The sequence below is a fragment of the Carboxylicivirga linearis genome (genome assembly GCF_018271995.1).
Lineage (GTDB): Bacteria > Bacteroidota > Bacteroidia > Bacteroidales > Marinilabiliaceae > Carboxylicivirga > Carboxylicivirga linearis.
Genome location: NZ_JAGUCO010000058.1, coordinates 1 through 3,733, shown reverse-complemented (window position 1 = coordinate 3,733; position 3,733 = coordinate 1). Strand labels below are relative to the sequence as shown.

Sequence of the window (3,733 nt, the reverse complement as noted above, 5' to 3'; positions counted from 1 at the left end):
ACATTATTAATCAGTAAGGTTAAAATATCTGAAGCTATGCTAACATTACCATTTGCACTAAAATGAAGTGAATCAACAAGCAATTCTTTACCATCGCAATCAAATAAATAATTATTGGATGATGCTGCCACAACATTATTAATTGCTGCATCAACAACACTATCGTAAGAACTTGATGAAGTTGAAATATTACCTATGAATATTGGCAGGTTAGCATTACCAACAAAGGATCTAACGTAGGCAATCTCATTTGTTAGGTTAGTTTCGAATTCCGCGTTATAAGGACTTCCGGCATCTGCTTCTCCCTGGTGCCTGAAAGCTGCCACAACTCTATACGTTTTCCCTAAACCATTAATATATGCTATTGCAGCATTATATTTTGTTTCAAATTCTTCCAATAAGGCAGGTGTTCCATCTGGTATATTAACAAAATCAACATTCCAACAGCCTTGTGTGGTTACTCCAATAGCTAATGATGTACCTCCCTTACTTCTTTTAATAACGAGTATATTTTTATTCAGATACTGGCTTATTTGATAAAATAGTGGTAAGTCAAATGCCCATTGATCTAAGGCTGGTATTTCTGCACCCGAATTTACGCCAAGTTGCATATCTGGAAAACTTGCACCGTTCCACATTTTAACACCCGGTACAATACCATCTGAACCAACATAACCAGGTCGATCTGCAAACGGTGCTCGTCCATCATCATTAGATTGTCCATATGAAAGAAATACAAGGAAATCAACTTCCTCGGGTGGAGTTGGCGTTACTGTACCACCACCTCCACCACCTAGCATATTAAAAAACATCTGCATTCCACTCATTATACATCAGTAATTGTGAAGTTAATACTGGTATCAATAAATAAATCTGAAACCCTTCCTAGCTCATCTACTACCATTATTCCAAATTCAACATTGCCTTGGGCGTTAAAAGGTGGAACATCAAAATTAAATTCCCTAAGAACTCCATCTTCTAAAATTAAATATGAGGTGTTTGTTGATATATAAGCCGAATTTGTAGTTTGTACCAAAATAATCCGATCTATTACCCTGCTATCTGATAAGGTAAATGCAAATTGTCCAACATCACTATTGTTAACTGTACCGCCATTGGAAACATTCGTTAATCCAAATGAAGTAATAACTGGCCTATCACCCGTATCAACTCCATATTTATTACCCAAATAATCCCTTGTAACAATTAGGCGTTCCGCTTCTGATAATGCCCTATTATAAAAAAGCATTTCCTGAAATGCTTGTATTTTTGATGATATAGTATAAGTTTTCAGTATTGAGGTAAGGATTAAATCAGTCAATGCTGTTGGACTTGTAAACATTGGGGTGGTTTTTTCGTCCACATACACACTAACGTTTGCACCATCTGATACCATTGTAATCACATGTTTACCAAAATGAACATCGTAAAATGCTTTTGTAATCGTTGCTAATGAATTTAAAAAATAACCTTGCGTCATTAATCTTAAATTCAATGTTCTATAAGCACCATTATAAAGCAATGATCTATTTAATTCTGTCGGATTATCTGGCATTTGTTCAATCCTAAACACAACCGTAAACGTACCGTCATCACTGAATGTATATGAACCATCCTCAATAATTTTACCGTACATTAATATTCTCTTATTTGCATCATCAATTGTTGGCCTATTTGCGTCTGTTGATGTACATGGAAGATTTAAAGCAGAATTAATAGGATTTTTCAGAACTGTAACGTTTCCTGAAACATCATCCACCTCCCTTAGATTGTACATATATGCGGCTATCAAATCAGTGTTATAAGGAATTGCCGCAATCGGTGACGATTGAACCTCATTTGTTACCGAAACATCAGTAAAAGAAACTAACTCATTTGAATTTCCATCAACGGTATCCCCTGTTGTTGAATCATATGAGAATGTTATGACCTGACCGTTTTGAGCCTGCCTTGCAATCTCTAATAGTAATTCATTCGTACTGCTTCCAGACAAAGTATTAATAGTCTGTGCAACTCCATCATATTTAATCGAGTAACCTAAATTAGTGGCTGTCACATCTTCATCAATCACTAATTTTAAAATATTAGGATTTGCATCTTCAATTATTGCCAATTGTATTTCTGGCGCAAATGTATCAGTCAACGAAACCTGTCTACTCCAAGCACTCTGAACGGCATCACCCGTATTTGTTCCATCCGATACGGTTGGTTCAAATTGTAAATAGTAGTTTTCATCACCTGCTTGGACAACATAGTTTCTATATATAGCTCCTGAAATTGCAACGCGACCTGTACCACTTTGATCAGTTGCCCTATACCATTGGTAAGTTGTTCCGCTTTCTGGTAATCCTCCACTTCCTGCATTAAATGTATATTGGCCGGTCATGGTTTGGCCTACAACAGGTTGACCTGTGAAATAAACGTTCGTTGCTGTTGGTGGTGTACTTGGTTCTGGCGTAATTCCACTACCACCTAAAGCCGGAATACTCAATACAATTCCATTCGGGGAGTAAATACAGCATACCATATAGGTACCAGCATCTAATACAGTACCATCCAAATCAATAGGAAATACCCCATTTGATTTAAAACCCGTTCCTATATTAATAGCGTGAACACCGTCGGCAACAATATCAAAAAAGTTAGCACTACCAACAATATTTGTAACACCAGTATTTAACGACAAAGTAATATCACCACTGGATAAATCCAATTGCCTTGTTTCATCTGGCCAATATGATTTGTCAAATTTTAATGATACGTTAGGTTGTTCATTTGTGATTATTTCAATATCACCTTTTCTTACAACCTGCATTTTCTTCACCCATCGTCCAGGATCAGGTTCTGTGATATCATCAGGCATAAGGTACAAATCATCGTCATCTGCATTAGCATTAGCAGCATCAAACTGATATAAGATACCTGTATTCCAATTGATCATATCATTACCATCGGCATAACCGGTGATACTGCGAATGGCCACATTTGTCGCTTCTGCTATTGATGACAAACCGCCACCGCTGTTAACATGGCTTCCTGTTAATAGAGTAGTCTGAAGTTCATTGACTGTTAAATCTGTTGGATCATCTGACTGGAGAAACAATTCAAGAGTCAATGGCAAATCTGCTTCTTGAACTTCAAAGATAAACGATGATGTACCACTATAACCTGACGGTGGTATGATCAAAGATCTTTCTGTGATGATTTCATCATCGGAAACATCGCGTGTGCGTAAAGTCAGGTTCCTGGTTTGAGAGGATGAATCATTAGATACATTAATAAAGGTGATAAACTGATATATTCCGGCCTTTTTAATGGTTACCTGATCATTCAGCTCATCCACTTCTATAATGTCAGTGTTAGTGGCAGCAATGGCTTCCAGAAATGTAAACTGTGTTTCAACATCAGATATTGCCTGGGGCTTTGGATCAGCTTCGATGGTTGCCGCTGCACCTGATATCTGTCGTACTGCATCACGAATAGCCAATATAGATGAAACAAACTCCTTGTTAACATGCTGCTGTGTATCTCCAAGTCCGTCCAGACTCTCAGTAGTGGCATCATTTAGCTTTACGTTAGAACTATCAAACTCCTTCCATGTGCCTGCATCCCTAACATATGGGCCATCGGTTAAAGGCGCATCTGTCACCTTTTCATCAAGCAAGTTTTGTAGTCCATCAATACTGGCAGCCGGAATTTGTTCATCTTTATGCCAAAACGAATCCATCCAATG

Annotated in this window: 2 protein-coding genes; both read right to left on the bottom strand. The window is 37.6% G+C overall.

Features of this window, described 5'->3' with window-relative positions:
• Positions 1-827, bottom strand: an 827-nt coding sequence (locus KEM10_RS23375) for a sialate O-acetylesterase (RefSeq protein ID WP_212220667.1), incomplete at its 3' end; no start/stop codon positions are given.
• The coding region (locus tag KEM10_RS23370; RefSeq protein WP_212220664.1) for a hypothetical protein at positions 827-3,733 on the bottom strand (2,907 nt) is incomplete at its 5' end. The genes KEM10_RS23370 and KEM10_RS23375, both read right to left, overlap by 1 nt.